Source organism: Pseudomonas sp. DP-17 (genome assembly GCF_022380625.1).
GTDB lineage: Bacteria > Pseudomonadota > Gammaproteobacteria > Pseudomonadales > Pseudomonadaceae > Pseudomonas > Pseudomonas nitroreducens_A.
Map to the genome: position 1 here is coordinate 516,160 of NZ_JAKSXG010000001.1, position 26,529 is coordinate 542,688.

The following is a 26,529-nucleotide window of genomic DNA, read 5'->3' on the forward strand; positions in this document are numbered from 1 at the left end:
TGCCGGCAAGCGCTAGAAGAGCGTGAGCTGCTCGTGGGCACCGCGCAGATCGACCAGGCGCACGCCCACGCCGATCAACCGCACCGCCTTGTTGCCACGCTGAAAGGCCTGCCCCAGTAGCAGCCGGTAGCTTTCCAGGTCCCGCGCCGCGCCCGCCTGCTCCAGGGTGGTCTGGGTGAAGTCGTGGAACTTCAGCTTGATGAACGGCTTGCCCGGTCGGTAACTGGTGTCCAGGCGCGTCATGCGCCGCTCCAGTTCACCCAGCAATGAGGGCAGCTCCTCCTGGCAGGCCGCCAGGTCTGGCAGGTCCTGGTCAAAGGTGTTCTCCACGCTGATCGACTGGCGGCGACTGTCCACCTGCACCGGGCGCTCGTCGATGCCCCGCGACAACCCCCAGAGTCGCTCGCCGAAACTGCCGAACTCCTTGGCCAGCTGAATGCGCGACCAGTCGCGCAGGTCCGCGCAGGTGCGAATGCCCAGGCGCGCGAGCTTCTCGGCGGTAACCTTGCCCACGCCGTGCAGCTTCTTTACCGGCAGTTCGGCAACGAAGCCGTCCACCTCGTCCGGCGTGACCACGAACAGGCCGTTGGGCTTGCGCCAGTCGCTGGCGATCTTGGCGATGAACTTGTTCGGCGCCACCCCGGCGGACACCGTGATGTGCAGGGTCTCCCAGACCCGCTGGCGAATCTCCCGGGCGATGCGCGTGGCGCTGCCGCCGCAGCGTTCGCTGTCGCTGACGTCCAGGTAGGCCTCGTCCAGGGACAGCGGCTCGATCTGATCGGTGTAGTCGCGGAAGATGGCGTGGATGTCCCGTGAGGTCTCGCGATAGACATCCATGCGCGGGCGCACGATGGTGAGGTCCGGGCACAGCTTCACCGCCGTGCGCATGGCCATGGCCGAGTGCAGCCCGTAGGCCCGTGCCTCGTAGTTGCAGGTCGCGACCACGCCACGCTTGTCCGGCGAGCCACCCACGGCCAGCGGCTTGCCCGCGAGGCTGGGGTCGTCGCGCATCTCGATGGCGGCATAGAAACAGTCGCAATCGATGTGGATGATCTTTCTCTGCCGTGTCACGAAGAAGGGTGCCTGCATCACCAGCGGAAGCCACCCGAAATGGCGGCGGAAAACCCGTCCATGGTAATGCAAAAAGCCGTCGCTTCGGTTATCCACAGCTTGGAAAATCCCGCCTCCGGATCACCACCCCGCCGCCCCACACCGCCGCCCCACACCGCCGCCCCACACCGCCGCTAAATATTTGATAAAAAATCACTTTTCCCCGATTTTCATTGACACCCCGGCCCATCGGCGTAGAATAGCTGCCGCGGGATGGAGCAGTCTGGTAGCTCGTCGGGCTCATAACCCGAAGGTCGTAGGTTCAAATCCTGCTCCCGCAACCAGACACAGAAAAAGGGTCACTCTTCGGAGTGGCCCTTTTTCGTTTGCGCGCGATTTAAATTATTGATCGAAAGCGAAATATCGATTGACAAGACCTTTCACCTGCGTAGAATGGCCGTCGCGGGATGGAGCAGTCTGGTAGCTCGTCGGGCTCATAACCCGAAGGTCGTAGGTTCAAATCCTGCTCCCGCAACCAGACACAGGAAAAGGGTCACTCTTCGGAGTGGCCCTTTTTCGTTTGCGCGCGCTTAAATCTTTGATCGAAAACGAAATATCGTTTGACACAAGGCTTCATATCCGTAGAATGGCCGCCGCGGGATGGAGCAGTCTGGTAGCTCGTCGGGCTCATAACCCGAAGGTCGTAGGTTCAAATCCTGCTCCCGCAACCAGACACCGAAAAAGCCCTGACGGTCCGCCGTCAGGGCTTTTTTCATGCCTGCGAAAAAATCTTCCCCGCCCTACTCGCTGTGCCGCCGCAGCAGGCTCATGAACAGCGCCAGCTCACGACTCACCGGCTCGTCCCGGCGCCTCAGCATGCCGAACGGCTCCATCTGCGCCGACACCTGGACCGGTAATGCCTTGACCAGCCCCATTCGCAGGTAATCGCGCAAAGCCGATTCGGACAACAACATCACTGCGGGCATCAGCTGGATCAGTTGCTGCATGGCGTACACCGAGCTGCACTCGATCACGTCCGCGGGTGTAGGCAGCGCCAGTTCGTGCAGCAGCCGATCGAAGGCAATCCGCGAAGGGCTGGTTGCCGGCTGCAGGATCCACGGCCAGTCACGCACCAACTCAGCCCATTCCAGGCGGCGCCGGCGTATCAGTGGGTGTCCCTTGTGTACCACCACCAGCAGCTTCTCGTTGCCCAGCGGCTCGAATTCGTACTGGCCGCGGTCACTCATCGCATTGCGCCGGGCGATGCCAACGTCGATGCGCCCCTGTTCGAGCAACTGGATCACCTGGTCGCTGGTGTCGCCCATGATGCGGATCTGCAATTGCGGCTGGCGCTCCTTGATCTCCGCCACCGCGGCCATCACCAGATCCGGCACCGCGCCCATGATCGCGCCGATCGCCAGATGCCCGTATCCCCCCTGCTGGCGTGCCTGAAGATCCGACGCCACACGGTCCAGGCCGCTCAACGCGAACTCAGCGAAGCGCAGCAACTCCTGCCCCAGCGCAGTCGGGCGCATGCCGCGCGGCAGTCGCTCGAACAGCTCGCAGCCGAACATGTCCTCGATCTCGTGCAGCATCCGCGTCGCTGCCGGTTGCGAGATGTTCATGCCCTGCGCCGCACGGTGCAGGTTCTGGCTCGCCCCCAGCGTCAGCAGCATCTGCAGGTGCTTATAGCGAAGGCGGGCGAACAGATGGTGATGGCCCGGCGGCGACATCGGTGAACTCCCTATCGATAACACAAAGGTATCGATATTAAACAAAATACGATTAGTCACGCATAGCTGAGCGCACCTAGAGTCGGGCCACAACACCTCGCTGCACCAACCAAATCCAAGAAAAGGTGACTGCTGTGGCTAAACTTCCTGCCTCTCTGCTGGCCAGGGTCTCCTGGCGGCTACTGCCCTTCCTGCTGCTGATGTACATCATGGCGTTCCTCGATCGCGCCAATGTCGGCTTCGCCAAACAGGCCTTCCAGGCCGATACGGGCATCGGGGATGCCGCCTTCGCCTTCGGCGCGGGGGTGTTCTTCGCCGGTTACGCCCTGCTGGAAGTCCCAAGCAATCTGATCCTGCACAAAGTCGGCGCCCGCCTGTGGATGTGCCGGATCATGGTGACCTGGGGCCTGATCTCGGCTGCCATGGTGTTCGCCCACAACGAGACCACGTTCTACGTATTGCGCTTCTTGCTCGGTGTCGCCGAGGCAGGCTTCTTCCCCGGAGTGATCCTCTACCTCACCTACTGGTTCCCCAGCTACGCCCGCGCCAGGGCCATGGGCTTCTTCTATTTCGGCGCGCCCCTGGCCTTCATCTTTGGCAGCCCGCTGTCGGGCCTGCTGCTGGAGCTGGACGGCAGCGGCGGCTTCCATGGCTGGCAATGGCTGTTCGCAGTCGAGGGCCTGATGGCCACCGCCGTGGGCATCTGGGCCTACTGGTACCTGGACAACCGTCCGGCCGACGCCCGCTGGCTGACGCCCGAGGAGCGGCGCCTGCTGCAAGCGGCCCTGGACAACGAGGACAGCGCCAAGCAGAGCCACGGCCGGCTGCTGGAAGTCCTCTGCCAACCGGCGGTGCTTTACCTGGGACTGATCTACCTGCTGATCCAGATGAGCGTCTACGGCGTGGTGTTCTACCTGCCGAGCCAGGTGGCAGGGTTGCTCGGCAGCAAGGTCGGCCTGCTGGTCGGCGTGGTGGGCGCCATCCCCTGGCTCTGCGCACTGCTGGCCGCCTGGTGGCTGCCGGGCTTCGCCGAACGTCGCGGCCAGCGTCGCCTGATGGCGGGTCTGGCGTTGATTGCCTCGGGCCTGGGTATCGCCGTCTCGGTGTCGGTGTCCTCCCCGCTGATCGGCATCCTCGCACTGTGCCTGGCCGCCGCCGGCTTCATCGCCGTGCAGCCGATCTTCTGGACCTTCCCCTCCAGCTTCCTCAGCGGTAGTGCCGCAGCCGGCGCCATCGCCCTGGTCAACTCCCTCGGCGCGGTGGGCGGTTTCCTCGCGCCCAACCTGAAGAATTGGGCCGAGCAGGCGCTGCACTCTCCCGCTGCCGGGCTCTACACCCTCACCGTCACCACCTTTATCGCCGCCGCGCTGATCCTCGGCATTCCTCGCCGGCACCCGCAGCCCGCGGCTTCCCAGTCACAAGCCCACTGACCGGAGTCACTCCATGAGCATCCCGACCATCAAGCAGGTCCGCGCTTTCGTTCTGCGCGGCGGCGGCGCCGACTACCACGACCAGTCCGACGGCCACTGGATCGACGATCACATTGCCACACCGATGAGCAAGTACCCCGAATACCGCCAGAGCCGCCGCAGCTTCGGTATTAATGTGCTGGGCACCCTGGTGGTGGAAATCGAGGATTCCGCCGGCAACGTCGGCTTCGCCGTCACCACCGGTGGCGAACCGGCGGCGTTCATCGTCGAAAAGCACTTGGCGCGCTTCCTTGAAGGGGCCCGGGTCACCGACATCGAGCGCATCTGGGACCAGATGTACCATTCCACCCTCTATTACGGCCGCAAGGGCCTGGTGATCAATACCCTGTCCGGCGTCGACCTGGCGCTCTGGGACCTGCTCGGCAAGGTCCGTCAGGAGCCGGTGCACCAGTTGCTCGGTGGCGCGGTGCGCGACGAACTGCAGTTCTATGCCACCGGTGCTCGGCCGGACCTGGCGCAGCAGATGGGCTTCATCGGCGGCAAGATGCCCCTGCACCACGGCCCTGCCGAGGGCGAGGAAGGCCTGCAAAAGAACATCCGGATGATCGCCGAGATGCGCGAGCGGGTCGGCCCGGACTTCTGGCTGATGCTCGACTGCTGGATGAGCCTGGACCTCAACTACGCCACGCGCCTGGCCCACGCCGCCCAGCCCTACGGGCTGAAGTGGATCGAGGAAGCGCTGCCGCCGGATGACTACTGGGGCTACCAGGCCCTGAAACGCCAGGCGCCGACCGGCATGCTGGTCACCACCGGCGAGCACGAGGCGACCCGCTGGGGCTTCCGCATGCTGCTGGAGATGGGCTGCTGCGACATCATCCAGCCGGACGTCGGCTGGTGCGGCGGCCTCACCGAACTGCTGAAGATCAGCGCCCTGGCCGATGCCCACGGCGCCCTGGTGATCCCCCACGGCTCCTCGGTGTACAGCTACCACTTCGTCGCCACCCGCACCAACAGCCCGTTCGCGGAGTTCCTGATGATGGCGCCCAAGGCCGACGAAGTGGTGCCGATGTTCCATCCGCAACTGCTCGGCGAACCGGTGCCGGAACAAGGCCGCTTGCGCCTGTCGCGCCTGGACAAGCCCGGTTTCGGCGTCGAGTTGAATCCCGCCTGCGCCCTCCACCGCCCCTACACCCACTGAATCGACGCCGCTTCCCGGCTGATGGCCTGGAAGCGGCGCCTACCCTGGATACCCTGTCATGCAGATGCCCGCCAATGCCTTCAAGGCAGCCCTGTCCGGATCCGCGCCGCTGCTCGGCGTCTGGGCCGGTTTCGCCAACGCCTACGCCGCGGAGATCGTCGCCGGAATCGGCTACGACTGGATGCTGATCGACGGCGAACATGCGCCGAACACCCTGCCCAGCATCCTCAACCAGCTCCAGGCGGTGTACCCCTACCCGACGTCGCCCATCGTGCGCACCGTGAATGACGACCCGGCGCTGATCAAGCAGGTGCTCGACCTCGGTGCGCAGACCCTGATGGTGCCTCAGGTGGAAAGCGCTGAGCAGGCCCGCGCCCTGGTCCGCGCCATGCGTTACGCGCCGGCCGGCATCCGCGGCGTGGGCGGCGGCCTGACCCGCGCGACACGCTGGGACGGCGTACCCGACTATCTGGCCACCGCCCACCAGCAGTTGTGCCTGATCGTGCAGGTCGAGTCGCGCCGGGGGGTGGAGAACGCCCGCGAGATCGCCGAGGTGGAGGGAGTCGATGCCGTATTCATCGGCCCTGCCGACCTGTCCACCAGTCTCGGCCACGCCGGCAACCCCGGCCACCCCTCGGTCCAGGAACAGATCCGCGCCACCGTCCAGGCCACCCTTGGCGCCGGCAAAGCCTGCGGCATCCTCGCCCCCGCCGAAGAGGACGCCCGACGCTACCTGGGCTGGGGCTGCCAGTTCATCGCCGTGGGCATCGACATCAGCCTGCTGCGCCAAGCGGCCCTGACCAACCTCGCCACCTACCGGGCGCCTGCCCAGGCGGCCCCCCAGTCGCGCACTTACTGACCCCGGAGCCCTTCATGCCATCGCTTGCGACCTACCAGAACTACATCGACGGACGCTTCACCGACAGCGCCGAACATCTCGACGTATTCAACCCGGCAACCGGCGAACGCCTGTCCCGCGTGCCGGCCAGCGACGCCCACAGCGTCGAGCAGGCCATCGCCAGCGCCCGCACGGCGCAGCGCGACTGGGCGCGTAAAACCGCCCCGGAGCGGGCCGGCTACCTGCGTCAGATCGCCAGCCGCATCCGCGAACATGCCGCCCACCTGGCCCGCACCATTACCCTGGAGCAAGGCAAGATTCTCTCGCTGGCCGAGGTCGAGGTGCAGTTCACCGCCGACTACCTCGACTACATGGCCGAATGGGCTCGCCGCATCGAAGGCGAGATCATCACCAGCGACCGCCCTGGCGAAAACATCTTCCTGTTCCGCAAGCCGCTGGGCGTCGTCGCCGGCATCCTGCCCTGGAATTTCCCGTTCTTCCTGATTGCCCGCAAGATGGCGCCAGCCCTGGTCACCGGCAACACCATCGTGATCAAGCCGAGCGAGGAAACCCCGAACAACTGCTTCGAGTTCGCCCGCCTGGTAGCGCAGACCGACCTGCCCGCCGGCGTCTTCAACGTAGTCAGTGGCGACGGTCGGGTGGGCTCTGCGCTCAGCGCCCATGCAGGCGTGGACATGATCAGCTTCACCGGCAGTGTCGCCACCGGCTCGCGGATCATGGCCGCCGCCGCAGGCAACCTGACCAAGCTCAACCTCGAACTGGGCGGCAAGGCGCCGGCCATCGTCCTCGCCGACGCCGACCTGGACCTGGCAGTCCGGGCCATCCGCGACTCACGCATCATCAACAGCGGCCAGGTCTGCAACTGCGCGGAGCGCGTGTATGTCGAGCGCAGCGTCGCCGATGAGTTCACCCAGCGCATCGCTACCGCGATGGCGGCCACCCGCTTCGGCGACCCGCTGGCCGATGCGACGGTGGAGATGGGCCCGCTGATCAACCGGCGAGCGCTCGACGGAGTCGCCGAGAAGGTGCGCACGGCCCTCGCCGAGGGAGCCAGCCCGGTGACCGGCGGCCATATCGCCGAACGGGGGCAGGGCTTCCACTACCAGCCGACCGTGCTGGCCGACTGCCGAGCCGACATGGCCATCATGCGCCAGGAAATCTTTGGCCCTGTACTACCGATCCAGGTCGTCGACAGCCTCGACGAGGCCATCGCCCTGGCCAATGACTGCGAGTACGGCCTGACCTCGTCGATCTTCACCCGCGACCTGAACAAGGCCATGCACGCCATCCGCGAGATCGACTTCGGCGAAACCTACATCAACCGCGAGCACTTCGAGGCCATGCAGGGCTTCCACGCCGGGGTCCGCAAATCAGGTGTCGGCGGCGCCGACGGCAAGCACGGGCTTTACGAATACACCCATACCCAGGCCGTCTACCTGCAGTCCTGAAGAACGCCCTGCCCACAGACCGACCGTCCATCCGGCGGTCGGTCCTGTCCCGCTTTCCTCCCGCCCCCGTTTTTCCGCTCCGGCAAGCTATATCGTTGTGCAACGTATAGATTTTCCCTGGACGGTATTCCTCATTACGCTTCGGCCCTGAAATAAATAAGCTTCCGGGACTTGGGAATTCGCGTCAGTGCCCCTACTCTGTCGCGCTAAATCGATTGAGGTGCCCGATGAGCGCCAACCCCGCCACACCTGAGACACCCGAGACACCGGCCACCGAAGGCGCTCCCACCCGAGCGACCTGGCTCAACTGGATCAATGCCAACCGCCAGGCACTCGGCCTGGGCGTGACCCTGGTGCTGTTCAGCCTCGCCTTGATCGCCTGCTATCACCTGCTGCGCGACATCGACGCCTACTCCCTGCACGACGCCCTGCTCGACGTGCCCACCACCTCGCTGCTCGGCGCTTTCGCCGCCACCGTGGTCGGATTCGTCTTCCTGCTGGGTTATGAATGGTCGGCGAGCCGCTTCGCTGGCGTGAAGCTGCCCGTCCCGGCGCTGTTGACCGGCGGCTTCTCCGCGTTCGCCATCGGTAATGCCGTGGGCCTGTCGATGCTTTCCGGCGGCTCGGTGCGCTATCGCCTCTATGCCCGCCAGGGGCTGGGCGCTGGCGACGTCGCGTTGATGACCTTGTTCGCCAGCCTGTCGCTGGGCTGCGCATTGCCGGTGCTGGCGGCGCTCGCCGCGCTGAGCGACCTCTCCGACGCCTCGCTGGCCCTGCATCTGCCGGAGTGGCTGGTGGCGGTATTGGCGCTGGGCATCATCGGCTTCTGCCTGCTGCTGGTCGTCGGTATAGAACGCCGCCGCTTGCCCGAGCAGCCCTCGCCCGACAGCCACCTGGTCCGCTTCGGTCGCCGCACCTTGCGCCTGCCGGGCCTGCGCCTGTCGCTGCTGCAACTGCTGATCACCGCGCTGGACGTGGCGGCCGCCGCCACCGTGCTCTATCTGCTGTTGCCCGAGGCCCCGCCTTTCGGCGCCTTCCTGCTGGTGTACCTGATCGCCCTGGCCGCTGGCGTGCTCAGCCACGTGCCCGGCGGCGTCGGCGTGTTCGAGGCCGTGCTGCTGGCCGCCTTCGCCAACCAGCTGGGCGCCGCGCCGCTGGCCGCCGCTCTGCTGCTGTACCGCCTGATCTACGTGGTGCTGCCGCTGATCGTTGCCTGCCTGTTGCTGCTGTTCCTCGAAGCCCGCCGGGTGCTGGTGGCCAAGCAGGCGGTGCGCATCACCTCCGGCTTCGCCGCGCAGATTCTCTCCCTGCTGGTGTTCATTTCCGGCATCGTGCTGCTGTTCTCCGGCGCCACGCCGTCCATCGACACCCGCCTGGACGAAGTCGGCTTCCTCGTGCCGCACCGGCTGATCGATGCCTCGCACCTGGCCGCCAGCCTGATCGGCGTGCTCTGCCTGCTGCTCGCCCACGGCCTGCGCCGCCGCCTGTCCGCCGCCTGGGCACTGACCATCGGGCTGCTCAGCGCCGGCGCGGTTCTGTCACTGCTCAAGGGCTTCGACTGGGAAGAGGCGCTGATCCTCAGCTGCACCGCCGCCCTGCTGGTGATCTTCCGCAGCGCCTTCTACCGCCGCAGCCGCCTGATGGACCTGCCCTTCTCGCCGCTGTACCTGGGCGCGGCGGCCTGTGTTATCGCCGCATCGATCTGGCTGCTGCTGTTCGCCTATCAGGACGTGCCCTACAGCCACGAACTCTGGTGGCAGTTCGCCCTCGATGCCGACGCCCCTCGCGGCCTGCGCGCCGCGCTGGGCAGCTGCCTGCTGCTGGCGGCACTGGCGCTGTACTGGCTGCTGCGCACCGCGCCGCCAGCGATCCACGCCCCGACCCGCGAGGAACTGGATACCGCCGCCGGTATCCTGGCCAGCTCCGCACAGCCCGACGGCGGCCTCGCCCTGTCCGGTGACAAGGCGCTGCTGTTCCATGAGGGCAACGACGCCTTCCTGATGTACGCCCGCCGCGGCCGCAGCCTGGTAGCGCTGTTCGATCCGGTCGGCCCGGCCCAGGCCCGCGCCGAACTGATCTGGCAGTTCCGCGACCTGTGCGACCTGCACCACGCGCGACCGGTGTTCTACCAGGTGCGCGCAGAGAACCTGCCGCTGTACATGGACATCGGCCTGACCGCGCTCAAGCTCGGCGAGGAGGCGCGGGTCGATCTGCGCCGCTTCGACCTGGAGAGCAAGGGCAAGGAGATGAAGGACCTGCGCTACACCTGGAACCGCGGCCAGCGCGACGGCCTGAGCCTGGAATTCCATGACGCCGGGCAGGCGCCAATGGAAGAGCTGCGAGCCATCTCCGATGCCTGGCTGGGCGGCAAGAACGTCCGCGAGAAGGGTTTCTCCCTGGGCCGCTTCACCCCCGAATACCTGCATTACTTCCGCGTCGTCGTGGTCCGCTTCCAGGGCCGCGCCGTGGCCTTCGCCAACCTGCTGGAAACTTCCGGCAAGGAACTGGCGAGCATCGACCTGATGCGCGTGGCCCCCGACGCCCCCAAGCTGACCATGGAATTCCTCATGCTCGGCCTGATCCTGCATTACAAGGAGAGCGGGCACACCCGCTTCAGCCTCGGCATGGTGCCCCTGGCCGGCTTGCAGCCGCGCCGAGGCGCCCCGCTGACCCAACGTCTCGGCGCGCTGGTTTTTCGCCGGGGTGAGCAGTTCTACAATTTCCAGGGGCTGCGGCGCTTCAAGGACAAGTTCCAGCCCGACTGGGAACCCCGTTACCTGGCCGTGCCCGCCGGACTGGATCCGCTGGTGGCCCTGGCCGATACGGCCGCCCTCATCGCAGGCGGCCTGAGTGGATTGGTAAAACGCTGATATGTTGAAACGACGCTGGCGACACCTGCTCGCCCTCCTCCTGCTGATCATCATTGCCGTGGGTCTGCTGCTGTGGAGCCGCCCGGCTTCCCAGGCTTCCCTCGAACACCGCCAACTCGCTGACGGCAGCGCCGTCGCGCTGGCCATCCCCGGCAAGGCGCCGAACGCCCGCGTACTGCTGGCCGTACAGGCCGACCAGAAACTCGACGACGGCCAGTTGCTGGCCCTGGCCCACGACAGCGGCGCCCGCGTGGTGCAGTTCGTATTCCCGGACAATGACTGCGCCACCCAGCAGGCCCGTATCAAGGCCGCCGGCGAGCTCCTCGACGGCCAGCCAACCCTCGTGGCGGGCATCGGCCCGGGCAGCGCGTGGGCCTTCCGCTGGCTTGCCGGGCAGGCCGACGACAAGGCCAAGGCCCTGTCGGTCGGCTTCTCGCTGGAGAAGCCCGACTGCGCCGCCACCCCGCTGCCGACCACGGCCGCCCACGGCCACTGGCTGGCCGCCTGGAACGACAACCCGGACGACGCCAGCGCGCGCTTCGCCCGCGGCCTGCAGAACGCCGAGACGGTGATCACCGACTACGACACGCCGCTGCCCAAGGTCCTCGCCGACCAGTTGCGCCAGTTGCTGCAAGGCGGCGGCGACAACGTACCGGTGGTGGAAGTCCCGGCCGCCAAGCCTTCTGAAACCGTCACCCTGTTCTACTCGGGCGATGGCGGCTGGCGCGATCTGGACCGCGACGTCGCCGCACAGATGGCCGAGCTGGGCTACCCGGTGGTGGGCGTCGATGCCCTGCGCTACTTCTGGGAGCACAAGACCCCGGAACAGAGCGCTGCCGACCTCGCCCTGCTGATGCAGCACTACCGCGAGAAATGGGGTGCCAAGCACTTTGTATTGGCCGGCTATTCCTTCGGCGCCGACGTGCTGCCGGCCATCTACAACCGCCTGCCGGCGGACGCCAAGAAGGATGTCAGCGCGGTGATCCTGCTGGCCTTCGCCCGCAGCGGCAGCTTCGAGATCGAAGTACAGGGCTGGCTCGGCAAGGCCGGCCAGGAAGCCTCCACCGGCCCGGAAATGGCCCGCCTGCCGGGGCCGAAAGTGCTTTGCGTGTATGGCGTCGAGGAGAAGGACGAAAGCGGCTGTACCCAGCCGCAGTCAGTGGGCGAAAACCTGCAGCTGCCCGGCGGCCATCACTTCGACGAGGACTACCCGGCCCTGGCCAAGCGCCTGGTGAACGCCATCCGCTCCCGCCAGTCAGCCGACGACGAAGGCTGACCGATGTCAAAAGGGCCGCACATTGCGGCCCTTTCACTTTGCCTTCACGGTGTTTCAGGCAGGGTTAAGGCTCTATGCTGATACTGGCAGCCCCGCCGCAGAGCGGGGCGTCACGATACCGAGCCACACAAGGAACCGTCATGAGCCTGTCCAAGACCCCGTCCCGCTATGGCAGCCTGTCCATCGCCATGCACTGGATCATGCTAGTGCTGATCGCTGCCACCTACTTCTGCATGGAGTACCGCACCAACTTCCCCAAGGGCAGCGACACCCGCGCGCTGTTCTCCCAGTGGCACTTCATGCTTGGCCTGAGCGTCTTCGTGCTGGTCTGGCTGCGCATCATCGGCCGCTTCATCTACCCCACCCCGCCGATCGTTCCCGCGCCGCCGGCTTGGCAGATGATCCCCGCCAAACTGATGCACCTGGCCCTCTACGCCCTGATGATCGGCTTGCCGTTGGCCGGCTGGATCATCCTCAGCGCCGCCGACAAGCCGGTGCCGTTCTGGGGCATGGAGCTGCCGCACCTGGTGGACAAGAACCCGGACCTGGCCAAGCAGGTGAAGTACTGGCACGAGACCATCGCCGTGCTCGGCTACTGGCTGATCGGCCTGCACGCGCTGGCCGCGCTGTTCCACCACTACATCAGCCGCGACAACACCCTGGTGCGCATGCTGCCGGGCAAGGGCGAGGCGAAGCCGGAGTAACGGCTTACCCAAGGTACTTGCTGCCGCCTCCCTGTAGGAGCGGACTCCGTCCGCGATCGGCTGGCTGCGCTCCCAGGTTGGCCCGAACGACAGCAAAACGATCGCGGACAAAGTCCGCTCCTACAAGGAATCACCCTGTCGATATGGCAGCGCGGCGCGGGCCTCTTCGGCGTAGGCCAGGATGCCCGCCCTCTCCCCCGCCAGGAATTCTTCCACTGCCTCGCGCAGCCCCGGATGCCCCAGGCGATGCCAGGAGCGCGTGATCACGGGTTCGAAGCCACGGATCAGCTTGTGCTCTCCCTGCGCCCCGGCGTCGAAGCGCTTGAGGCCTTGGCCGATGGCGAAGTCCAGGCCCTGGTAGAAACAGGTCTCGAAGTGCAGGCGGTCGAACTCCGCGAGACAGCCCCAGTAGCGGCCGTACAACGTATCACCGGCCAGCAGGCTGAAGGCCATGGCGACGGGCCGGCCATTCTGGTGGGCGAAAACCACGCGAATGGCCTCGGGCATGCGCTCGCCGATCAGGCTGAAGAACGCGCGACTCAGGTAAGGCGCCTGCCCGCGCACCTCGTAGGTACTGCTGTAGCAGGCGTAGACGAAGTCCCAGTGCGCCTCGGATAGCTCGCGCCCTTCCATCCAGATGAAGTCCAGCCCAAGCCCGGCGACCTGCTCGCGCTCCTTGCGCAGTTGCTTGCGCTTGCGCGAGCTGAGCGCGTCGAGGAAGTCCTGGAAGTCGCGGTAGCCACGGTTGTTCCAGTGGTACTGGCAGCCCAGGCGTTCCAGCCAACCATCGGCATCGCGCAGCAGTGCATCGGCGGCAGCATCGGTGAAGTTCACGTGCACACCCGAACAATGCCCCTCGTCCACCTCTCCCGCCAAAGCGCCGACCAGGCTCAGCGCCGCTTCCGGTGTACCCAGCAGGCGAGCACCACCGACCGGCGTGAAGGGAATGCCCACCAGCAGCTTGGGGTAGTACGGGATTCCGGCACGCAGGCAAGCGTCCGCCCAGCTCCAGTCGAACACGTACTCGCCATAGGAGTGGCTCTTCAGATAGGCCGGCGCGGCGGCCAGCAGGCGACCGTCGTCGCCCAGCAGCACGCGATGGGAGGGTTTCCAGCCGGTCCGGCCACCGACACTGCCGCTGTCCTCCAGGGCGGAGAGGAAGGCGTGGCGCAGGAACGGCTGGTCGTCCGGCAGCAGGGCATCCCACTGCTGGGCGTCGATTTCGGCGAGGCGGGAAAGGGTCTGGATAGGCATGGCCGACAGTCTGGCGCGGTGCGCCAGCATTGGGAAGATTCGGGCAGGAAATCTCCGGCGAAGGTGACATTCACGTTCGTCGGTATCCGCCGGAAAGGCCTGCCGGGTGGACTATGGTGGGGGTTAGCAAGGCTTGCCGGCGCGCGACGCCGGCCTCGTTCCGCCCGCGTGCGTCGCGGGCCTTCGGCCCTCGCCAGGAGGACGTCCCATGAGCCTGATGCAATGCGAATACCGCAAATACACCATTACCGCCGACGTCATTGAGCATCCCGGCCTGCCTACCCCCTGGGCCGGCGGCTGCCATATCACCGCCCCTGACGGGCAGACCACCCGGCGCAAGACGCTGCCGGTGGAGTACGCCTTCATGTCGGACCTGGAGAAAGCCCAGCACGCCTCCATCGCCCACGGCAAATGGCTGGTGGACCAGAACCTGGATCACGATCGCCAGCTGTTCTGATCAGCCGTTCACGTAGCCCGGCTCGTCACTGACCGGCACCTCCGACAGGCGCACCTGCAGCGCCAGGAACTCCTGCGCCGATGCCCGCCAGGTCTGCCCGCGCGCCCACTGCGCGCAGGCCTGGCGGTCCAGCCCCAGTGCCCGCAGGCAGGCGCTGCGCAGGTCGGCGTCCATCGCCCCGGTGACGCCCTGCTGCAGCACATCCAGCGGCCCCGCCACCGGGAACGCCGCCACCGGCGTGCCACACGCCAGCGCCTCGTACATCACCAGCCCGAGGGTATCGGTCAGCGACGGGAAGACCAGCACACTGGCACTGCGATAGGCCTCGGCGAGTTCGTCACCATGGCGATAGCCGAGGAATTCAGCCTGTGGATAAGCCGCTTCCAGCTCGGCCCGCTGCGGGCCATCCCCCACCACGCGCTTGCGTCCGGGCAGGTCGAGCGCCAGGAAGGCTTCGAGGTTCTTTTCCCGTGCCAGCCGGCCGACATAGAGGAATACCGGCTCCTCCAGTGGTGCGCCCACACCCGGCTGGAAGCGCTGGATATCCACACCCTTGCGCCATAGTGCGAGGTTGTCGAAGGCGTGCTCGGTGAAAGTGCCGCGCATTCGCTCGCTGCTCACCAGCACAGCCGCACTGGGTGCGTGGAAGCGGCGCAGGAAGGCATAGCCCCAGCCCAGCGGTAGCCAGGGCCAGCGGGTGTTCACGTATTCGGGAAAGCGTGTGTGAATGGCGCTGCTGAACTTCAGGCCCCGACGCATCAGCCAGCGCCGCGCGGCCCAGCCCAGCGGGCCTTCGGTGGCGAGGTGGACGCAGTCGGGAGCGAAGCCGGCAATCTTCTCGCCCACTGTCCACAGGTCCCACGCCAGCGGAATCTCCGGATAACTCGGGCACGGGCGGTGGCGAAAGTCCTGAGGAGTGACCAGGCCGACCACGTGACCCAGTTCTTCCAGCTCGCCTATCAGCGCCTTAAGGCTGGTGACCACGCCATTGACCTGCGGTAGCCAGGCATCGGTAACGATCAGCAGCCTCATGCCGCCGACTCGACCACCGCGGGCTGCTCCGCACGCGCCTGCTCCTCGGCCAGTCGATAGAGCTGGATGCTGCCGTCCCAGTGTTCGATCAGCGCCGAGCAGGATTCCACCCAGTCGCCGCAGTTGAGGTATTCCACCTCGCCGATCCGGCGGATCTCCGCGTGGTGGATGTGCCCGCAGACCACGCCGTTGAGGCCGCGCTTGTGCACCTCATGGGCGATGGCTTCCTCGAAGTCGCTGATGAAATTCACCGCCGTCTTCACCTTGTGCTTGAGGTACGCCGACAGCGACCAGTAGCCGTAGCCATAGCGGCTGCGCCAGTGGTTGAGCCAGCGGTTCAGGGTCAGGGTGAATTCGTAGGCGGAGTCACCGAGGAAGGCCAGCCATCTGTGGTAGCGGGTGATGACGTCGAACTGGTCGCCGTGGATTACCAGCAACTGGCGACCGTCGGCGGTGGTGTGGACGATCTCGTCCACCAGGCGGATGTTGCCCAGCAACAGCGAGGAATAGCGGCGCAGGAACTCGTCGTGGTTGCCGGTGACGTAGATCACCTCGGTGCCGCGCTTGCTCATGGTCAACAGGCGGCGGATCACGTTGGTGTGCGCCTGCGGCCAGTAGATGCCGCCGCGCAGCTTCCAGCCGTCGATGATGTCGCCCACCAGGTAGATGCGGTCGGCGTGGTAGCGTTTGAGAAAGCCGGCCAGGTGCTCGGCCTGGCAGTCGCGGGTACCGAGGTGGACATCGGATACCCACAGGGTGCGTACCCGTTGCTTCTTCGTCGGCGTCATGCGTTGCGCGCTGCTCATCGTCGGCGACCTCCAGTGGGGTTTCTCCGAGTGTCGACCCACGGGGTGAAGCGAAGGTGACCGACTGGCGACAGTCCCGTGACAGCCCGCAGCGCGCTAGACTGTCAGCCTGCCCGCCAGCACGAAAGCCGCCTTGCATGAGCCAGATCCTCTCCCTGCGCCACTACAGCCACGATCACCTCGCCCACAGCCACAGCCATGCGCAGCTGGTGCTGGGGCTGTCCGGCAGCCTGGATTTCGAAGTGGGCGGACGCGGCAGCCTGGTGACCCGGCAGACCTTCGCCGTGGTGCCGCGTGACGAGCACCACGCCTGCGCCAGCCCAGACGGCAGCCGCTGCCTGGTGGTGGACCTGGAAGACGAGGAAGACCTGATCGGCAGTCTCGGCCTGCACGGCGATGCTGGCCGCCGGCTGCTGGAAACCCCCGGTCAGCGCCTGCTCAGCAATGACCAGGCACAGCTGGTGCACTGGCTCGCCGGCAGCTCGCTGCATGACCCGGTGCTGGCGCGTCAGGGCGCCATCCTGCTGCTCGCCAGCCTCGCTGCCGGCCAGCAGCGTATCGAGGAACCGGCACAACTGCCTCTGGCCAGCCTCGACAGCTACATCGACCGCCACGCCGCGCATCCGCTGCAAGTCGCTGATCTGGCGCGGCTCGCCGGGCTGTCCGCCGCGCGCTTCCATGCCCGTTTTCTCGCGGAGACCGGGCAGACGCCCATGGACTATGTGCGCCGGCGCCGCCTGCAACTGGGCCGCGACCTGCTGCGTGGCTCGCACCAGTCGGTGGGCGAGATCGCCGCGCAGGTCGGCTACGCCTCGCAGAGCGCCTTCACCGCCGCGCTGGTGCGCCAGTTCGGCACCACGCCGCGCCAACTGCGCCAGCAGGCGCGCGACAATTCCCGCTAGCCGCGCGACAGACAGCCGCGCGCCCAGGGCCTAGACTGCCGGCCATCGAACCGGATAACCCAGCGGGAGCAGCGATGTCGACAGACACCATCGAGTGGCAGGATTTCGAGCGCGTCGAACTGCGCGTGGGCACCATCGTCCAGGCCGAACCCAACGTGAAGGCGCGCAAGCCCGCCTACATCCTCCGGGTCGACCTCGGCCCGCTGGGGATCAGGACCTCCAGCGCGCAGATCACCGCGCATTACGAAGCCAACGAGCTGATCGGTCGCCAGGTGCTGTGCGTTTGCAACTTCGAGCCCAAATCCATCGCCGGGGTGCGCTCGGAAGTGCTGGTCACCGGCGCCTACGACAGCGACGAGAAAGTGGTGCTGGCCGGTTTCGACAAACCGCTGCCCAATGGCGCGCGGCTGGCCTGAACTTCGTTTCACCTCGTGCCGGCTGGCCCGGCACGCTTCACTTTCCCGACAAGGCCCTGCCACCGCACTTCAGGCATGAATCGCATTACCCAACTCACTCCCCGCGGCGCCCTGGTCGGCCTGCACATCGGCGCCCTGATGTTCGGACTCTCCGGCATCTTCGGCAAACTCATCCTCGCCGGCCCGCTGGTCATCGTCTTCGGGCGCGCGTTGTTCGGCTCGCTGTCACTGGCCGCGGTGTTCGCCGGGCATCTGCGTCAACAGGGGCGCCCCACGCTGAAGCAGGCCGCCATGCTGCTGGGCGGCGGCGTACTGCTGTGTACGCACTGGTTGACCTTCTTCCTTGCGGTAAAGGTGGGCAACGTCGCCGTGGCAACGCTCGGTTTCGCCAGCTTCCCGGCTTTCACCGTATTGCTGGAGGGGCTGCTGTTCCGTGAGCGCATCCGCAAGGGCGAGTACCTGGTGGTGGTGTTGGTGTGCATCGGCCTGGTGATGGTCACACCGACCCTGGACCTGCGCGACGGCGCCACTGCCGGGCTGCTCTGGGGCACCCTCTCCGGCCTGCTGTTCGCCCTGCTGTCGCTGGCCAACCGAGTAAGCGTGCGCGGCATCGACCCGATCCAGGCGGCGCTGTGCCAGAACCTGACGATCATCGCCTGCCTGCTGCCGCTGGTGCTGCAGGAACTGCCATCGATACGCGGCATGGATTGGCTCTGGCTGGTGGCGCTGGGCGTGCTCTGCACCGGAGTCGCCCACAGCCTGTTCGTCGCCAGCCTGCGCTTGATCAAGGCGCGCACGGCGGCGGTGATCTTCGCCCTGGAGCCGGTCTACGGCATCGCCTTCGCCGCCGTGCTGTTCGGCGAGGAACCCAGCCTGCGCATGCTGGCCGGCGGTGCGCTGATCATCTTCGCCACCTTCCTCAGCGCGCGCGGCTCGCACTGATCCTTGGGCCCCGACGTGTCGGCCCCCTGTAGCGTCGAGCGGCGTGACGGGCTGAAAGGGAAGGCCGCCCCGCAGCGCGCGAAACTCGAACCTTGCCCCGGGGAGGGAATGCCAAGGGTTCATCGCACGACAACCTGCGTGGCGGCCTGTTCGGTGTGGTGTCTGGGGATATTGTCTCGCGCCCGGCGGTAGCCGAGTGTCAGCCCTGGGTAAAGACTGGGTAAAAAGCCCGATACAAGCGGTATCAGCCCTGTTGCAGCAACCAGCGGCAATAACGCTCCACACCTTCCGCCACGCCCATCATCGGCGCGCGGTAACCCGCCTCGCGAAGGAAGCCGATATCGGCGCAGGTGTAGCACTGGTATTTACCGCGCAGCTCGTCCGGGAACTCGCTGTACTCCAGCAGACCGGCGCGAATCGCCGCGTCCAGGGTCAGCGGCTGCAGGTCCTGCTGTTCGCGCAGTGTGTTGATCACCGCCAGGGCCACGTCATTGAACGGCTGGGCGCGGCCGCTACCGAGGTTGAAGATGCCACTGCGCTCGGGGTTGTCGAGGAAGTGCAGATTGACCTTGGCCACGTCCTCCACCGAAACGAAATCACGCAGGTGGCCGCCGGCAGGGTAGCCGCCGTACTCACCGTACAGCCGCACCTTGCCCGTCTCGCGGAACTGGTTGAAGCAATGGAAGGCCACCGAAGCCATGCGCCCCTTGTGCTGCTCCCGCGGGCCGTAGACGTTGAAGTAGCGGAAGCCGGCGACCTGGGTGCGAGCAGTGGACAGCGCCTTGCGCACGCGCTGGTCGAAGAGGAACTTCGAATAGCCGTAGACGTTCAGCGGCTTCTCGCAGGAGCGCATCTCGCGGAACTCGTGCCCACCGCCATACACCGCTGCCGACGAGGCATAGAGGAAAGGCACGCCCAGTGACAGGCTGGCATCCAGCAATTCGCCGCTGTAACGGTAGTTGTTGTCCATCATGTAGCGCCCGTCGCGCTCCAGGGTGCTGGAGCAGGCGCCCTGGTGCAGCAGCGCGCGTACCACGCCGAAGTCGCCGCGGGCGTAGCGCTCGATGAAGTCGCGCTTGTCGAGGTAGTCGCTGATGTCGCAGTCGGCGAGGTTGGCGAACTTGTCGCCCTCGGTCAGGTCATCGACCGCGATGATGTCGGTCTCGCCGCGCTGATTCAGCGCCTTGACGAGGTTGCTGCCGATGAACCCGGCAGCGCCTGTGACGATGATGCTCATGGCGGGCATCCTTTGCGGAGAATGGATGCCACCAGACTAAAAGCGGGACGCAGGTCTCCTTTTGATATGAAGCAAGGAAGTTAGCCAGCTAACGAAACTAATTGGCCGCCGGCACAGCGACGGCTCAGGGCCGGTCGCTGTGGCCCAGGTCGCGCTGCGGATCAATGCGGTCACGCACCCGCTGCTTGAGCACCTTGGCCTCGGGGAAACCGCCGTCGGCCTTGCGCTCCCAGATCTGCTCGCCGTCACAGGTGATCAGGAAGACCCCACCGGTGCCCGGCACCAGGCTGACCTTGCCCAGATCGTCGCCAAAGGTGCTCAACAGTTCCTGGGCCAGCCAGGCGGCGCGCAGCAACCACTGGCATTGGGTGCAATAGGTGATGACGACTTCGGCTTTGGCTTCGGACATGAATCAGACTCTGCTGTAGGGCGCGACCCTATAATACCGGTCTGAAACGCCCTACCGGACACTTCTCTTCATGCGCCGATTGCTGTTCGCCCTCCTCCTTTTCCTACCCCTCGGCACTCTGGCGGCGAACATGCCGCAGCCCAAGATCGGCCTGGTCCTTTCCGGCGGCGCGGCACGCGGCCTGGCGCACATCGGCGTGCTGAAGGCACTGGACGAACAGGGCATCCACGTCGACGCCATTGCCGGCACCAGCATGGGCGCGGTGATCGGCGGCCTATACGCGGCGGGCTACACACCTAAAGAGCTGGAACAGCTGGCCCTGGAACTGGACTGGAAGCAGGCGCTGTCCGACTCGCCGCCGCGGGTCGACGTGCCCTTCCGCCGCAAGCAGGACGACCGCGATTTCCTGGTGAAGCAGAAGCTCAGTTTCCGCGATGACGGCACCCTCGGCCTGCCGCTGGGCGCCATCCAGGGGCAGAACCTGTCGATGCTGCTGGAAAGCCTGCTGGTCCACACCAGCGACACGCGCGACTTCGATCAGTTGGCGATCCCCTTCCGCGCAGTGGCCACCGACATCGCCACTGGCGAGAAGGTGGTGTTCAGCAAGGGCCACCTGCCCCAGGCGATCCGCGCCAGCATGTCGATCCCGGCGGTATTCGCGCCGGTGGACGTCAACGGCAAGCTGCTGGTGGACGGCGGCATGGTCGACAACATCCCGGTGGACGTAGCTCGGCAGATGGGCGTCGACGTGGTCATCGTGGTCGACATCGGCAACCCGCTGGCGGATCGCAAGCAACTGCTGACCGTGGTGGACATGCTCAACCAGTCCGTCACCCTGATGACCCGCAAGAACTCCGAAGCACAGCTGGCCACCCTGAAGTCCAGCGATGTGCTGGTACAGCCACCGCTCAGCGGCTTCAGCTCCACCGACTTTGGCCGCGTACCGCAGCTGATCGACGCCGGCTACCGCGCCACCAGCATCCTCGCCCCGCGCCTGGCGACGCTGCGCAAGCCCGCCGATACCGAGGCGGTAGCCCTGAGCGAAGCGCGCACGCCGGGTGAGCGCCGTCCAGTGATCGATCGGATCGAGGTGGAAAACAACTCCAAGGTCAGCGACGACGTCATCCTCCACTACATCCGCCAACCGCTGGGCGAACCGCTGGACCTGGAGCGCCTGCAACGCGACATGAGCACACTCTACGGCCTGGATTATTTCGACCAGGTTCAGTACCGCGTGGTGCACAACCAGAAAGACAAGGCCGGCAACGCGCTGGTGATCCACGCCTACGGCAAGCGCAGCGGCACCGATTACCTGCGCCTGGGCCTGAACCTCTCCGACGACCTGCGCGGCGACAGCACCTTCAACGTCGGCGGCAGCTACCGCATGAACGGCATCAACCGCCTTGGCGCAGAGTGGCTCACGCGCCTGCAATTGGGTGACCGCCAGGAACTCTACAGCGAGTTCTACCAGCCGCTGGACGTGGGCTCGCGCTACTTCGTCGCCCCTTACCTGTTCAACCAGGCGCAGAACGTCGAGGCCACGCAGGACGACGATCCCATCGCCGAATACCGCCTGGAGCGCTACGGCTACGGCATCAACCTTGGCCGGCAGATCGCCAACAACGGCGAATTCCGCCTCGGCGTCGCCCAGGCCTTCGGCAAGGCCGACGTGCGAGTGGGCGAGCAGGACCTGCCCGACTACCACTTCAACGAAGGCTATGCCCAGTTGCAGTACTCCTTCGACACCATGGACAACGTGGACTTCCCCCGCGAAGGCGAGAACATCCAGACCTCGTTCCGCGAGCACACGCCGTCCCTGGGCGATGACGACCGCTACCGGCAGTGGGATATCCAGCTGGACAAGGCCTTGAGCTCGGGCCCGAATACCTGGGTGCTGGGCGGAGGCTACGGACGCACCATCGACGACGCCGACGTGGTGGTGTCGAGCTTCCTGCTCGGCGGCGCGCGGCAGCTCTCGGGCTATCGCCAGGACGCGCTGTCCGGGCAGAACTACAGCCTCGGGCGGGTCATCTACTACCGACGCATGACCGAGCGTTCCTTCCTGCCGCTGGACTTCCCCTTCTACCTGGGCGGCAGCCTGGAGCGCGGGCGGGTCTGGAACAACGACAACAGCTACGACACCGGCTACGTCAACGCTGGCAGCCTCCTCATGGGCTTCGAGACGCCGCTGGGGCCGCTGTCCTTCAGCTACGGCCTGAACGATGCCAGCGAACACGCGGTGTACATCAACCTGGGGCGCAATTTCTGAGTTCTCGCGCAGAAAGCAACAGAAGCCTGTAGGGGGAACCCTGCCCGCCATTTTCACGCGCCCAAGAAAAAGCCCGGCATCGGCCGGGCTTTTTCATGCTCGCAGCGGATCAGGCAATCAGCGCCAGCAGCTCGCGCGCTTCGGCCTTGGCCTTGGAGTCGCCACTGGCGATCACTTGCTTGAGAATGCCATAGGCCTCTTCCAGGTTGCCCTGGTCGATGCACTGGCGAGCACGATCGAGGCTGGCCAGCAGTTCGTCGTGCTCGTGGCCGATGTCGTCCGGCAGGTCGAAGGTCAAATCCTCATCCACCTGGGCCTTGCGGCCATGGCCGAACATTTCGCCGTGCTCACCCAGATCCAGCTCGGTGATTTCCGGCAGCTCATGCAGGTTGCTGCGGAAGTCCGACGGCACGTCCTGTACGGCCTTGGAAGCAGCCTTGCCCTGTCTGGGCGACTCGAAGGGGTTGTCGAGCTTGTCCCAGTCCAGGTCCAGCGACAGGTCGCTGAGGTTCATGGCGAAATCCGGCTGGTCCTGCGCGGCCTTGGGCTGCTCCAGGGGAGCGGCCACGGGTTCGCCCAGTTCGAGGTCGTCCCAGTCGGTGAGGGTCTCGCCGGTGGGCGGCTGCAATGTATCTTCCGGGCGAATCATCATGGCCGGGTAGCGGGACTTGAGCTGATCGATCTGCTTCTGGTCACCGCCCACCGCCACCAGGGCGCGCTCTTCCTCATGGAAGCCGACCACGTCCCCCAGTTCGGCCAGCACCAGCAGCAGCTTCATGCGCAGTTCGCGGCGGCTCGGCTCCGCATTGACAGCCTTGCGCAGCATGTCGCGGGCCTGATTGAAACGGCCGTAGGCGATGTAGATATCCGCACCTTCGAGGCTGTCCGCGCTGGCGGCCGGCAGGCGAGCGACGCCCGGCTCGGGCGTGGCGACGACCACCGGGTGCGGCACCGGAACCGGAGCCACGACGGCGGCGGCCAGCGGCTTGGCCTGCGGAAGCGGTCTGACCGGCTCGGGCGCCGCTGCACGCAGCGGCGGCATCTCGATCGGTTTTTCCTCGCGCTTGCGCCGCGCGAACAGCAGGCCGACCAGCAGCGCACCAAGGGCACCCACGCCAACCCAGGGCCAGTAGTTGAAACCGGAACCCTGCGCATCCTGTGCCGGGGTCGCGGGCTGGGCAGCACTCGGAGCGGCAGCGTCCTGCTGTGCCGGCGCCACGCCATTGGGGGCTGGCACGGCGTTGGTCGGGGCGCTGTCCCTCTGCGCCACGGCGGCCGGGGCGCTGCCGGCGGCGTCCGCGCCCTGGCGGCGGTCCAGTTCGGCCTGCAGTGACTGCACCTGCTGGTCACGGCTCTGCAGGGCCTGCTGGAGGGACTCCAGTTGCTTCTGCAGGGCATCCATGCGCTGGTTCATCTGGTCGCGCTGGGCGTTGGCCAGGAGCAGGTCGGCCTCGACCTTGGCGAGATTGGCATCACCGTCAGCTACCGCGGGAGCGGCATTCGCCTGGACCGGCGCCTGGGCGCTGGCCGTGGCGGCAGCCGGCGCATTGCTGGCGGGCTGCTCGACTGCGGACGAAGGCGCCACCGCAGTCGGCTGAGAAGCAGGCGCTGTACTGTTGCCGGCTCCGGCAAGCTGCTGGCCCTGCGGCAGGACCAGCGTCTGGCCGACCTTCAGCCGATGCGGGTCACCGTTGACGAAGGCCTGCGGGTTCAGCGCGACGATGCTGTCCATCAACTGTGCCCGCGAGGCACCGGAACCGCTCAGCTGCGAGGTGATCTTCCACAGCGTGTCATTGCGCACCGTGGTGTAACGGCCGTCTCCCGCCGGCAGCGGCGGCCGTGCTGGTGCGCTGCGTACAGGCTCCGCGCGGTAGCTGTCCGGTCGGTAGTTCGAAGACCGCGAAGGCGCCGCTTCGCTCAGGTTGGCGGCCACGCTGCGATTGGCGCTGTTGTACTCCGGCGGGTCGAGCAGCACGGTGTACTCGCGCAGCAGGCGACCGTTGGGACGCTCCACGGCGATCAGGAAATTCAGGTAAGGCTCGTGCACCGGCTGCGTGGACACCACCTTGATGTAGCCGCGACCGTTGCGGATCACAGGGGTGAAACGCAGGTTCTGCAGGAAGACGAAACGGTCGACGCCGGCGCTCTCGTAGTCGGCGGGACTCGCCAGTTTCGCAATGAGCTCATCGGAGGTCATGTCGCCGGTCTGCAGCAGCGCGATCTCGGCATCCAGGGGCTGGTTCAGCCCGGAATGCAGGGTGATATCCCCAAGGCCGAGGGCATTCGCGTGAGCGGAGACAAAAACCGAAAGTGCGGCAAGCGTCAGCGGAATTCTATTTATTCGAGCCATAACCCCATCCCATTGTCCGGGTCTGCCATTCCCCTGACCGCCCGAAGGGCGGCAGGCTCAACCTGTCCACACACTGGAACCATGCCGGACCGCAGACCGCAACGCACCACTCCTCTGTACCTTGCAGGGTACAGGCCGTCTGATATCACGGATTAGGTGTTGCGCTGGGTTTGGTCAAGATAAATCGTCGAAAAACCGGCGAATGGTTAAGGGGTGGATGGCAAGTGGCCAGCAACCCCGCGAGAGACCGCCAGAAAAATGGCTACTCTACCCGAATAACGTGATGAATTACTCAGTTTCGCTCGAGATTGCCGAGAATTCGACTGAGCGTTTTCTGACAGAGCGCGATTTCTTCCTCGGAAATGCCGGTGAGCACTTCGTTGCGGACAGCTGCCGCAATGTTCTCGATATCGGTGATGAGAACGTCTGCCTTGGGGGTCAGGGCGATGCGCTTGGCGCGGCGGTCTTCGGCGACAGCCTGGCGACGGACCAACCCTTGGGCTTCGAGGCCGTCGAGCAGGCGCGCCAGGGTCGGACCCTCGACACCGACCGACTGGGCCAGCTCGCGCTGGGTGGGTGCAGCGGAGTGACGCGCCAGGTGCAGCAGCACCAGCCAGCGCGCCTGGGACAGGCCAAGGTGACTGAGACGGCGGTCGAGTTCGGCCCGCCAGGCACGCGAAGCCTGGGCCAGTTGGGTACCGAAATAGTGCTTATCGTTATCTGACATTGTCGTGCAAAGTTCGGAAGTGAATCGGCTAAGTTGATTTGACTAATTATTAGCCAGCTAATCAAGCCCGTACAATGACAGATTGTCGCAGGGTGTGACGCCTTGCCTCACCACTTGGCGTACTGGTCCTCCACGAAGCCCCAGAGATTCTCGATGCGCACCTCGCTCTGCCCTGCCGGGCGCAGCACGCCGGAGAAGCGCCCGAAGATCTGCTTGAAGTTGCTCGCCAGCACGCCGAGGTTGAGGCGCTCCTGATGCAGGCCGTGGGCCTCGAAGCGCAATTCGACCTGGCCGTCGAAGGAGCGGATGGTCCAGGGCTTGAGCGGATGGTCGCGGTCGAACTCGAAGCGCACCGTGTCGACCTTCACCCGTTGGCCGTCGAGCCAGTAACAGTTCTCGGTGAAGCTGGTCTCGTTGACGCCGCACGACAGGTTCAGCCCGACACGCCGGCCCTGCGCCGGGCCGGACAGGCAGGCCCAGTTCCAGAAGGTCTCGCGGCGCATGTAGCCGGCGGACCAGTCGTGGTGCGCGTAGGCATCCAGCTCGCGCAGGTCGTAGTTGCCCAGCACGCAACGCACCTCGCCTTGGCAATGCACGCCCGCCACCTTGCGCGCATAGACCCAGCCGTTCACCGCGGTCGGGGTGCAGAGGCTCATGGGTTGGAACGCCGGTTGCTCCTCGCTGAAGCGCGCGTCGATGCGGGTGCCGTCGTCCAGCTCGACCAGCAAACGCTTCTCGAAGGGCGAAGAGCTGTTCTCCAGGCGCAGCAGGTTGCGCCCCTGGCGCAGTTCGCAGATACCGTCATCGGGCGCCTGCGAGAAGTGCGTCCCCATTCCCAGCGGGCACTTGAACTGGCGCTCGATCATCCGCCCGCTTTCGGGATGGTAGAGGTAGACGAAACCGATGGTGAGCAGGCTCACGTTCGCCAGTGCACAACCGCCGATCAGCGTCGGACTGATCAGGCCGAAGTACTGGAACTGGTGGAAGCTGCGCCACTTGGCCAATGCGCCGAGGCGCCGGCCCATCGGCGAGCGGAAGTCGAAGTCGCGGTAATTGATGGTCGCCGGGGTGCCGGGAAAGATGCCGTAGTGCGGTTGGCCGTTGGGCTGGATCAGCTGCTGCATGGGCTCGGGCTCGGTGACGGGGTGCGGCGCATGCTA

22 protein-coding genes and 3 tRNA genes are annotated in these 26,529 nt (G+C 66.0%); 15 read left to right on the forward strand and 10 right to left on the reverse strand.

Going from position 1 to position 26,529, the window contains the following annotated elements:
* Window positions 1–12: 12 nt before the first annotated feature.
* A complete protein-coding gene (gene dinB / locus MJ122_RS02355; RefSeq protein ID WP_239742792.1) occupies window positions 13–1,089 on the reverse strand; it encodes a DNA polymerase IV in 1,077 nt (358 codons plus the stop codon).
* A 228-nt stretch (window positions 1,090–1,317) separates the two neighbouring features.
* Here dinB and MJ122_RS02360 point away from each other — a divergent pair.
* The 3 genes from MJ122_RS02360 to MJ122_RS02370 all read left to right on the forward strand — a co-directional run bounded on the left by MJ122_RS02360 (window position 1,318) and on the right by MJ122_RS02370 (window position 1,781).
* Window positions 1,318–1,394, forward strand: a tRNA-Met gene (locus MJ122_RS02360).
* A gap of 117 nt (window positions 1,395–1,511) precedes the next feature.
* A tRNA-Met gene (locus MJ122_RS02365) sits at window positions 1,512–1,588 on the forward strand.
* A 116-nt stretch (window positions 1,589–1,704) separates the two neighbouring features.
* A tRNA-Met gene (locus MJ122_RS02370) sits at window positions 1,705–1,781 on the forward strand.
* Window positions 1,782–1,850: 69 nt separating this feature from the next.
* Here the strand turns inward: MJ122_RS02370 and MJ122_RS02375 are convergent.
* Window positions 1,851–2,783, reverse strand: a complete 933-nt coding sequence (locus tag MJ122_RS02375; protein ID WP_088416586.1) for a LysR family transcriptional regulator — start codon at window positions 2,781–2,783, stop codon at window positions 1,851–1,853.
* Window positions 2,784–2,917: 134 nt separating this feature from the next.
* Between MJ122_RS02375 and MJ122_RS02380 the strand changes: the two genes are divergently transcribed.
* The 7 genes from MJ122_RS02380 (at window position 2,918) to MJ122_RS02410 (ending at window position 12,568) form a co-directional block, all read left to right on the forward strand.
* Window positions 2,918–4,213, forward strand: a complete 1,296-nt coding sequence (locus MJ122_RS02380; RefSeq protein WP_088416585.1) for an MFS transporter — start codon at window positions 2,918–2,920, stop codon at window positions 4,211–4,213.
* Between the two features lie 13 nt (window positions 4,214–4,226).
* Window positions 4,227–5,411 carry an L-rhamnonate dehydratase gene (gene rhmD, locus MJ122_RS02385; RefSeq protein WP_239742083.1) on the forward strand — a complete coding sequence of 395 codons (1,185 nt, stop codon included), beginning with the start codon at window positions 4,227–4,229 and terminating at the stop codon, window positions 5,409–5,411.
* 58 nt (window positions 5,412–5,469) lie between these two features.
* A complete protein-coding gene (locus MJ122_RS02390) occupies window positions 5,470–6,270 on the forward strand; it encodes an HpcH/HpaI aldolase/citrate lyase family protein (protein ID WP_239742085.1) in 801 nt (266 codons plus the stop codon).
* Window positions 6,271–6,284: 14 nt separating this feature from the next.
* Complete coding sequence (gene aldA / locus MJ122_RS02395) at window positions 6,285–7,718, forward strand: aldehyde dehydrogenase (protein WP_239742087.1); 1,434 nt, start codon at window positions 6,285–6,287, stop codon at window positions 7,716–7,718.
* A 227-nt stretch (window positions 7,719–7,945) separates the two neighbouring features.
* Complete coding sequence (gene mprF, locus MJ122_RS02400) at window positions 7,946–10,588, forward strand: bifunctional lysylphosphatidylglycerol flippase/synthetase MprF (RefSeq protein WP_239742089.1); 2,643 nt, start codon at window positions 7,946–7,948, stop codon at window positions 10,586–10,588.
* Window position 10,589: 1 nt separating this feature from the next.
* Window positions 10,590–11,864 carry an AcvB/VirJ family lysyl-phosphatidylglycerol hydrolase gene (locus tag MJ122_RS02405; protein ID WP_088416580.1) on the forward strand — a complete coding sequence of 425 codons (1,275 nt, stop codon included), beginning with the start codon at window positions 10,590–10,592 and terminating at the stop codon, window positions 11,862–11,864.
* A 140-nt stretch (window positions 11,865–12,004) separates the two neighbouring features.
* Window positions 12,005–12,568, forward strand: a complete 564-nt coding sequence (locus MJ122_RS02410; protein ID WP_088416579.1) for a cytochrome b — start codon at window positions 12,005–12,007, stop codon at window positions 12,566–12,568.
* Window positions 12,569–12,688: 120 nt separating this feature from the next.
* On the opposite strand, the gene MJ122_RS02415 is transcribed toward MJ122_RS02410, so the two are convergent.
* Entirely contained in the window at window positions 12,689–13,822 is a 1,134-nt protein-coding gene (locus tag MJ122_RS02415; protein ID WP_239742091.1) for a GNAT family N-acetyltransferase, read from the reverse strand.
* Between the two features lie 208 nt (window positions 13,823–14,030).
* Between MJ122_RS02415 and MJ122_RS02420 the strand changes: the two genes are divergently transcribed.
* Entirely contained in the window at window positions 14,031–14,279 is a 249-nt protein-coding gene (locus tag MJ122_RS02420) for a hypothetical protein (RefSeq protein ID WP_017521910.1), read from the forward strand.
* On the opposite strand, the gene MJ122_RS02425 is transcribed toward MJ122_RS02420, so the two are convergent.
* Both MJ122_RS02425 and MJ122_RS02430 read right to left on the reverse strand, forming a co-directional pair.
* Window positions 14,280–15,311 (reverse strand): glycosyltransferase family 1 protein, encoded by a 1,032-nt coding sequence (locus tag MJ122_RS02425; protein WP_239742093.1) that lies wholly within the window; start codon window positions 15,309–15,311, stop codon window positions 14,280–14,282.
* Window positions 15,308–16,117 carry a UDP-2,3-diacylglucosamine diphosphatase gene (locus tag MJ122_RS02430; protein ID WP_088416577.1) on the reverse strand — a complete coding sequence of 270 codons (810 nt, stop codon included), beginning with the start codon at window positions 16,115–16,117 and terminating at the stop codon, window positions 15,308–15,310. The genes MJ122_RS02425 and MJ122_RS02430 overlap by 4 nt, the downstream gene beginning before the upstream one ends.
* A gap of 137 nt (window positions 16,118–16,254) precedes the next feature.
* Here MJ122_RS02430 and MJ122_RS02435 point away from each other — a divergent pair, with 137 nt between their 5' ends.
* The 3 genes from MJ122_RS02435 (at window position 16,255) to MJ122_RS02445 (ending at window position 18,377) form a co-directional block, all read left to right on the forward strand.
* Window positions 16,255–17,019, forward strand: coding sequence for an AraC family transcriptional regulator (locus tag MJ122_RS02435; RefSeq protein ID WP_239742095.1), 765 nt, complete (start codon window positions 16,255–16,257; stop codon window positions 17,017–17,019).
* Between the two features lie 74 nt (window positions 17,020–17,093).
* Window positions 17,094–17,435 carry a tRNA-binding protein gene (locus MJ122_RS02440; RefSeq protein WP_088416575.1) on the forward strand — a complete coding sequence of 114 codons (342 nt, stop codon included), beginning with the start codon at window positions 17,094–17,096 and terminating at the stop codon, window positions 17,433–17,435.
* A 75-nt stretch (window positions 17,436–17,510) separates the two neighbouring features.
* Window positions 17,511–18,377: a DMT family transporter gene (locus MJ122_RS02445; RefSeq protein ID WP_239742098.1), complete on the forward strand. Its 867-nt coding sequence runs from the start codon at window positions 17,511–17,513 to the stop codon at window positions 18,375–18,377.
* 244 nt (window positions 18,378–18,621) lie between these two features.
* Here the strand turns inward: MJ122_RS02445 and rfaD are convergent, their stop codons facing one another.
* On the reverse strand, window positions 18,622–19,614 hold the full coding sequence (gene rfaD, locus MJ122_RS02450; protein ID WP_239742100.1) for an ADP-glyceromanno-heptose 6-epimerase: 993 nt from the start codon (window positions 19,612–19,614) through the stop codon (window positions 18,622–18,624).
* 124 nt (window positions 19,615–19,738) lie between these two features.
* The gene (locus MJ122_RS02455) at window positions 19,739–20,023 is read right to left on the reverse strand and encodes a SelT/SelW/SelH family protein (RefSeq protein WP_239742103.1); all 285 of its coding nucleotides are present in this window, start codon (window positions 20,021–20,023) and stop codon (window positions 19,739–19,741) included.
* 70 nt (window positions 20,024–20,093) lie between these two features.
* Between MJ122_RS02455 and MJ122_RS02460 the strand changes: the two genes are divergently transcribed.
* Window positions 20,094–22,292 (forward strand): patatin-like phospholipase family protein, encoded by a 2,199-nt coding sequence (locus MJ122_RS02460; protein ID WP_239742105.1) that lies wholly within the window; start codon window positions 20,094–20,096, stop codon window positions 22,290–22,292.
* Between the two features lie 109 nt (window positions 22,293–22,401).
* Here the strand turns inward: MJ122_RS02460 and MJ122_RS02465 are convergent, their stop codons facing one another.
* The 3 genes from MJ122_RS02465 to MJ122_RS02475 all read right to left on the reverse strand — a co-directional run bounded on the left by MJ122_RS02465 (window position 22,402) and on the right by MJ122_RS02475 (window position 26,493).
* Window positions 22,402–24,642: a FimV/HubP family polar landmark protein gene (locus MJ122_RS02465; protein WP_239742107.1), complete on the reverse strand. Its 2,241-nt coding sequence runs from the start codon at window positions 24,640–24,642 to the stop codon at window positions 22,402–22,404.
* Between the two features lie 292 nt (window positions 24,643–24,934).
* Window positions 24,935–25,369, reverse strand: a complete 435-nt coding sequence (gene slyA / locus MJ122_RS02470) for a transcriptional regulator SlyA (RefSeq protein WP_017521920.1) — start codon at window positions 25,367–25,369, stop codon at window positions 24,935–24,937.
* Between the two features lie 107 nt (window positions 25,370–25,476).
* Window positions 25,477–26,493 (reverse strand): DUF2804 domain-containing protein, encoded by a 1,017-nt coding sequence (locus MJ122_RS02475; RefSeq protein WP_239742109.1) that lies wholly within the window; start codon window positions 26,491–26,493, stop codon window positions 25,477–25,479.
* Window positions 26,494–26,529 lie beyond the last annotated feature (36 nt).

What these genes read in the sequence shown, in the direction of transcription:
- slyA (WP_017521920.1), bottom strand. Translation starts at nt 25,369, where the DNA reads ATGTCAGATAACGATAAGCACTATTTCGGTACCCAACTGGCCCAGGCT.
- dinB (WP_239742792.1), bottom strand. Translation starts at nt 1,089, where the DNA reads ATGCAGGCACCCTTCTTCGTGACACGGCAGAGAAAGATCATCCACATC.
- MJ122_RS02445 (WP_239742098.1), top strand. Translation starts at nt 17,511, where the DNA reads ATGAATCGCATTACCCAACTCACTCCCCGCGGCGCCCTGGTCGGCCTG.
- MJ122_RS02475 (WP_239742109.1), bottom strand. Translation starts at nt 26,493, where the DNA reads ATGCAGCAGCTGATCCAGCCCAACGGCCAACCGCACTACGGCATCTTT.
- MJ122_RS02435 (WP_239742095.1), top strand. Translation starts at nt 16,255, where the DNA reads ATGAGCCAGATCCTCTCCCTGCGCCACTACAGCCACGATCACCTCGCC.
- MJ122_RS02390 (WP_239742085.1), top strand. Translation starts at nt 5,470, where the DNA reads ATGCAGATGCCCGCCAATGCCTTCAAGGCAGCCCTGTCCGGATCCGCG.
- mprF (WP_239742089.1), top strand. Translation starts at nt 7,946, where the DNA reads ATGAGCGCCAACCCCGCCACACCTGAGACACCCGAGACACCGGCCACC.
- MJ122_RS02440 (WP_088416575.1), top strand. Translation starts at nt 17,094, where the DNA reads ATGTCGACAGACACCATCGAGTGGCAGGATTTCGAGCGCGTCGAACTG.
- MJ122_RS02460 (WP_239742105.1), top strand. Translation starts at nt 20,094, where the DNA reads ATGCGCCGATTGCTGTTCGCCCTCCTCCTTTTCCTACCCCTCGGCACT.
- MJ122_RS02465 (WP_239742107.1), bottom strand. Translation starts at nt 24,642, where the DNA reads ATGGCTCGAATAAATAGAATTCCGCTGACGCTTGCCGCACTTTCGGTT.
- aldA (WP_239742087.1), top strand. Translation starts at nt 6,285, where the DNA reads ATGCCATCGCTTGCGACCTACCAGAACTACATCGACGGACGCTTCACC.
- MJ122_RS02410 (WP_088416579.1), top strand. Translation starts at nt 12,005, where the DNA reads ATGAGCCTGTCCAAGACCCCGTCCCGCTATGGCAGCCTGTCCATCGCC.
- rfaD (WP_239742100.1), bottom strand. Translation starts at nt 19,614, where the DNA reads ATGAGCATCATCGTCACAGGCGCTGCCGGGTTCATCGGCAGCAACCTC.
- MJ122_RS02430 (WP_088416577.1), bottom strand. Translation starts at nt 16,117, where the DNA reads ATGAGCAGCGCGCAACGCATGACGCCGACGAAGAAGCAACGGGTACGC.
- MJ122_RS02415 (WP_239742091.1), bottom strand. Translation starts at nt 13,822, where the DNA reads ATGCCTATCCAGACCCTTTCCCGCCTCGCCGAAATCGACGCCCAGCAG.
- MJ122_RS02420 (WP_017521910.1), top strand. Translation starts at nt 14,031, where the DNA reads ATGAGCCTGATGCAATGCGAATACCGCAAATACACCATTACCGCCGAC.
- MJ122_RS02405 (WP_088416580.1), top strand. Translation starts at nt 10,590, where the DNA reads ATGTTGAAACGACGCTGGCGACACCTGCTCGCCCTCCTCCTGCTGATC.
- MJ122_RS02375 (WP_088416586.1), bottom strand. Translation starts at nt 2,783, where the DNA reads ATGTCGCCGCCGGGCCATCACCATCTGTTCGCCCGCCTTCGCTATAAG.
- MJ122_RS02425 (WP_239742093.1), bottom strand. Translation starts at nt 15,311, where the DNA reads ATGAGGCTGCTGATCGTTACCGATGCCTGGCTACCGCAGGTCAATGGC.
- rhmD (WP_239742083.1), top strand. Translation starts at nt 4,227, where the DNA reads ATGAGCATCCCGACCATCAAGCAGGTCCGCGCTTTCGTTCTGCGCGGC.
- MJ122_RS02455 (WP_239742103.1), bottom strand. Translation starts at nt 20,023, where the DNA reads ATGTCCGAAGCCAAAGCCGAAGTCGTCATCACCTATTGCACCCAATGC.